The 3,882-nt window shown below is 33.1% G+C and carries 4 protein-coding genes; 3 read left to right on the plus strand and 1 reads right to left on the minus strand.

Annotation, left to right across the window (positions count from 1 at the left end):
- Positions 1–430: 430 nt before the first annotated feature.
- The 3 genes from ADJ60_RS02805 to ADJ60_RS02815 all read left to right on the plus strand — a co-directional run bounded on the left by ADJ60_RS02805 (position 431) and on the right by ADJ60_RS02815 (position 2,818).
- The gene (locus tag ADJ60_RS02805) at positions 431–1,405 is read left to right on the plus strand and encodes a hypothetical protein (RefSeq protein WP_049502202.1); all 975 of its coding nucleotides are present in this window, start codon (positions 431–433) and stop codon (positions 1,403–1,405) included.
- 32 nt (positions 1,406–1,437) lie between these two features.
- Complete coding sequence (locus ADJ60_RS11720) at positions 1,438–2,028, plus strand: hypothetical protein (RefSeq protein ID WP_024056545.1); 591 nt, start codon at positions 1,438–1,440, stop codon at positions 2,026–2,028.
- Between the two features lie 73 nt (positions 2,029–2,101).
- Positions 2,102–2,818, plus strand: a complete 717-nt coding sequence (locus ADJ60_RS02815) for an Ltp family lipoprotein (RefSeq protein WP_024056544.1) — start codon at positions 2,102–2,104, stop codon at positions 2,816–2,818.
- A 25-nt stretch (positions 2,819–2,843) separates the two neighbouring features.
- Here the strand turns inward: ADJ60_RS02815 and ADJ60_RS02820 are convergent, their stop codons facing one another.
- The gene (locus ADJ60_RS02820; RefSeq protein WP_024056543.1) at positions 2,844–3,464 is read right to left on the minus strand and encodes a hypothetical protein; all 621 of its coding nucleotides are present in this window, start codon (positions 3,462–3,464) and stop codon (positions 2,844–2,846) included.
- Between the last annotated feature and the right edge of the window lie 418 nt (positions 3,465–3,882).

Below are 3,882 nucleotides of genomic sequence, written 5' to 3' on the forward strand. Positions count from 1 at the left end.
CGCAGGTACTTAAATGTAGCTCCAAATGGGTATAGATTTTCCATAAATAATCTCCTTACATACTTCTAAGACTATTATACAAAAATTTAGAGAAAAAAATGGAGAAAGAAAACTATAGTTACAAAATATTAGAATTCTATGCTATTTTTTATTTTTATGAACAAGATTGAAACTATAGTTTAAATAGCGAAAAATTTAAATATCTATTATGGTATGATAAGGGAAAGGATAGGAAATAAAGTTAGGTTGTTATACTAGTATAACAAGGATTGACTTATCACTCAATCCTATTCTATCAGCCATCAAAGGAGAAAATGAAATGGAGAAAATTTAAATGCTCGACGCTAGAAAACTATCATATTTACTTTTAAGGTTATAAGACAATTATCATAAATTTTTTGAAAAATAGAAATATATAAGGAGTTTTATTATGAAAAACAGAAAAATGTTGGCTTCTTCTTTACTAGCCGGTGCTTTATTGTCAGTAGGTTATGTAGCTTCTAAACCGACAGAGGTTCATGCCTTAACAGATATGAGTGTAAAAGATACTCAAAATCCCTTGAAAATCACATTGATAGCCACTACTGGGAACCCGGTTTATTCAGGAAGTGTGCTGGTAGATATTAAAAGAAATTCTTCTACTGATAATCCATCTTTGTATTATGATTTAGTTAATGAAGATACAGGGGCTATTGTATCTAGTTATAACTTTAATAGTTTTGGGGATCAAACTAGAAGTCAATCCCATGTTTGGTTACTATATGCTGAAGATGGAAGATATCATATTGATGTTTATAGTGAAAAAGACTTTGGGAAAAGATATTTTGGTCGGTCAGAAGTATTTAAAGTATCAAATCACGGATATGTACCTATAACAAATTCAGAGACACCGAAAGCTACTGAAACTCCAAAACAATCTACTAACTCTAACTCAGGTCAGACTGGTTGGTCAGGTTCTTCTTACTACAAAGCTGGTGTGAAAGTAGTCAATCAATGGATTTTTGATGTTCAGTATAATTCATACTTCTACCTAAATGCTTCAGGTAACTTTGTTCAAAATGCTTGGTCAGGTAACTACTACCTTAAGTCAGGTGGCTATATGGCTAAAAGCGAGTGGATTTACGATAAAAACTATAGTTCATACTATTACCTAACATCTGAGGGTAGCTATGCGCGTAACACTTGGGTAGGTAGCTATTATCTCAAATCAAATGGTAAAATGGCTAAGAGCGAATGGGTTTATGATAGCAGCTATAGCTCTTACTATTACTTAACATCAGAAGGAAGCTATGCTCGTAACACATGGGTAGGTGACTACTATCTCAAGTCAAATGGTAAGATGGCAGTTAACGAACGTACACCAGATGGCTACAAAGTAGATGGCTCAGGTAAGTGGGTAAAATAAAATTTTTTTGAACTGGGAGAAAAGGGAAAATAATGGAAAAACATGAAAACCAAATGAACGAAGAGGTAATCGTAGAAAAAGTCGAAGATACTGAAGAAGTGACCGTAGAAAAAGTCGATGAGACTACGGAAAGAATGGAAGAATCAATTAATGAAGTAGTTACAGAGAAGCCTGATAAAGTAGAAGCACTCAAAAAAGAGGCGTCAATTTTTGTAGAAAAAGCTGGAAAACAAATCGAAAATCTAGATATGAATGGTCTCATTGAAAAGATTAAAAAACTATTTGAAACAAAACCTCTACAATCTATCGGGATAAGCCTAGCTATCTTTCTTGTTCTGTTCTTTGGAATTCGTAAATTAACCAGTGATCCCTTAGATGGAACTTATGAAATTTTAACAAGACGTGATCATTTAGTCATGGTGATTAAAGGAAATGCTGGGACCGTCACCTCTGAAGATTCAGACGGAGACAAAGAAAAAAGATTAGTGAAAATTAATAAACAAAAGAAAGTATTGACAATAACAGACGATGAAGGAAGAGAAATAGGAAAAACAAAATATATGTTAAAAGATAAAGAACTCTATCTTCAAGAGCCAGATCAAACCTTTAACCGAGTAAAATAGACTACACATTAACAGCCTAAGCCAGTACCTTAAAAGCTACTGGCTTAGGAAATTGTATAAAAGGAGAATATGAATGAAATTCAAAAAATTAATAACTTTAGCTAGTTTAGTAGGGCTGATTGTTTTTCTTGCGACTACTGTAGTTGCCTGTGGTTCAAAATCTGAAAACACAGAAACTAAAACTGCACAAGTTGAAAAAAACAAAGAAAAAGAAAAAAAAGAAGCGTTAGACAAAGCTAAATCGTATGATAAAAGTCTTAACCTTTCTTACAATGCTATGGAAAAAAAATTGTTGGAAGAAGACTTTTCTGAAGAGGCTATAAAATACGCACTTAATAACGTGGGTATTGATTGGAAGCAAAATGCATTGGAAAAAGCTAAAGAGTATGCTAAAACTCCTCTCGTTTCAAGAAAAGTTATTAAAGAAAAGTTAGACTACGAAGACGGATTTGATGACCCAGAAGTCAACTACGCTATTGATAATGTAGATGTTGATTGGAAAAAAGCTGCAATAGAAAAAGCTAAGGACTATGCTAAAAACAACCACTTATCAAGTTTCAACACCGAGAGTGAGTTACAAAGAGAAAATCGCTTTACACCTGAAGAGGCAAAATACGCAGTAGAAAATGCAGGTATTGATTGGAAGGAAATCGCGCTAGAAAGAGCTAAAGAGTTGAAACAATCTGCGCCAGAACCAGACTTTGCAATTTCCGATACCAGAGATGGACTCCAAAGCGAACAATTTAGGGATGAAGAGGTCAAGTATGCAATGGACAACTTGAAAAAATAAAAAAGAGGTGGCGACCTCTTTTTTATTATTTCTCTTTCACAATTTCACCATCTACTTTATCAAAGCCTATTGCATTTCCTTTAGAAACTTCGGTAATGAGTAAATCTCCAGAAGAAACGACGCTGGAAGTGTATGCAATATATCCGGCATAGTATTTATCGCGAATTTGTCCACTAGTTAGAGATACGTAAGTAAGGTAAGATGGTTTATTTTCATCGTTAACATATAATTTTATCTCTTCTTTTGTAGTGTTATTCCCTGATCCATCTGTTATCGCCTTAGCTTTAACTTTATCGATTTCAAAACTTCTTTTTGATCTTTCTTCAGCTAATTTTCTAACTTCATTGATGTTTTTGCCTACAACTTCATCCATATGAAGCTCTACGGCTGCACCAACAGTCCCTCCGCCTATTTCGTACCCGTTCAGTTTTCCTCCTTTTGTGATATAGACGTAGTTTATTCTTTCATCTTTTCCAGGTAATGCATCATCATTAGAATCGATCACACTATAGAAAACTCTCTCTTGATTGTCGTTCATTAACTGAACGATACCTTTTCCTTTTGTATCCATAGATGATGAACAAGCTGCTAAACTAGCGCTAGCAAGTAGTGCACCTAATAACAACAATCCATTTCTGTTTCTCATAACAAAACTCCTTATATATTTCTATGTTTCAAAAATTTTATGATAACTATGAAAGTAAATATGATATTTTTCTAGTGTCAATCCTTTAAGTTCTTCTCATGTCATTTTCTCCTTTGATAGCTGATAGAATAGGATTGAGTGGTAAGTCAATCCTTGTTATACTAGTATAACAAGCTTCCTTTTTAGCTATTCTTTACCTTATCATACCATAATAGATATTTAAATTTTTCGCTATTTAAACTATAGTTTCAATCTTGTTCATAAAAATAAAAAATAGCATAGAATTCTAATATTTTGTAACTATAGTTTTCTTTCTCCATTTTTTTCTCTAAATTTTTGTATAATAGTCTTAGAAGTATGTAAGGAGATTATTTATGGAAAATCTATACCCATTTGGAGCTACATTTAAGTACCTGCG

Origin of the sequence: Streptococcus pseudopneumoniae (genome assembly GCF_001076775.1) — a bacterium.
Classification (GTDB): domain Bacteria; phylum Bacillota; class Bacilli; order Lactobacillales; family Streptococcaceae; genus Streptococcus; species Streptococcus pseudopneumoniae_G.

What these genes read in the sequence shown, in the direction of transcription:
- ADJ60_RS02805 (WP_049502202.1), top strand. Translation starts at nt 431, where the DNA reads ATGAAAAACAGAAAAATGTTGGCTTCTTCTTTACTAGCCGGTGCTTTA.
- ADJ60_RS11720 (WP_024056545.1), top strand. Translation starts at nt 1,438, where the DNA reads ATGGAAAAACATGAAAACCAAATGAACGAAGAGGTAATCGTAGAAAAA.
- ADJ60_RS02815 (WP_024056544.1), top strand. Translation starts at nt 2,102, where the DNA reads ATGAAATTCAAAAAATTAATAACTTTAGCTAGTTTAGTAGGGCTGATT.
- ADJ60_RS02820 (WP_024056543.1), bottom strand. Translation starts at nt 3,464, where the DNA reads ATGAGAAACAGAAATGGATTGTTGTTATTAGGTGCACTACTTGCTAGC.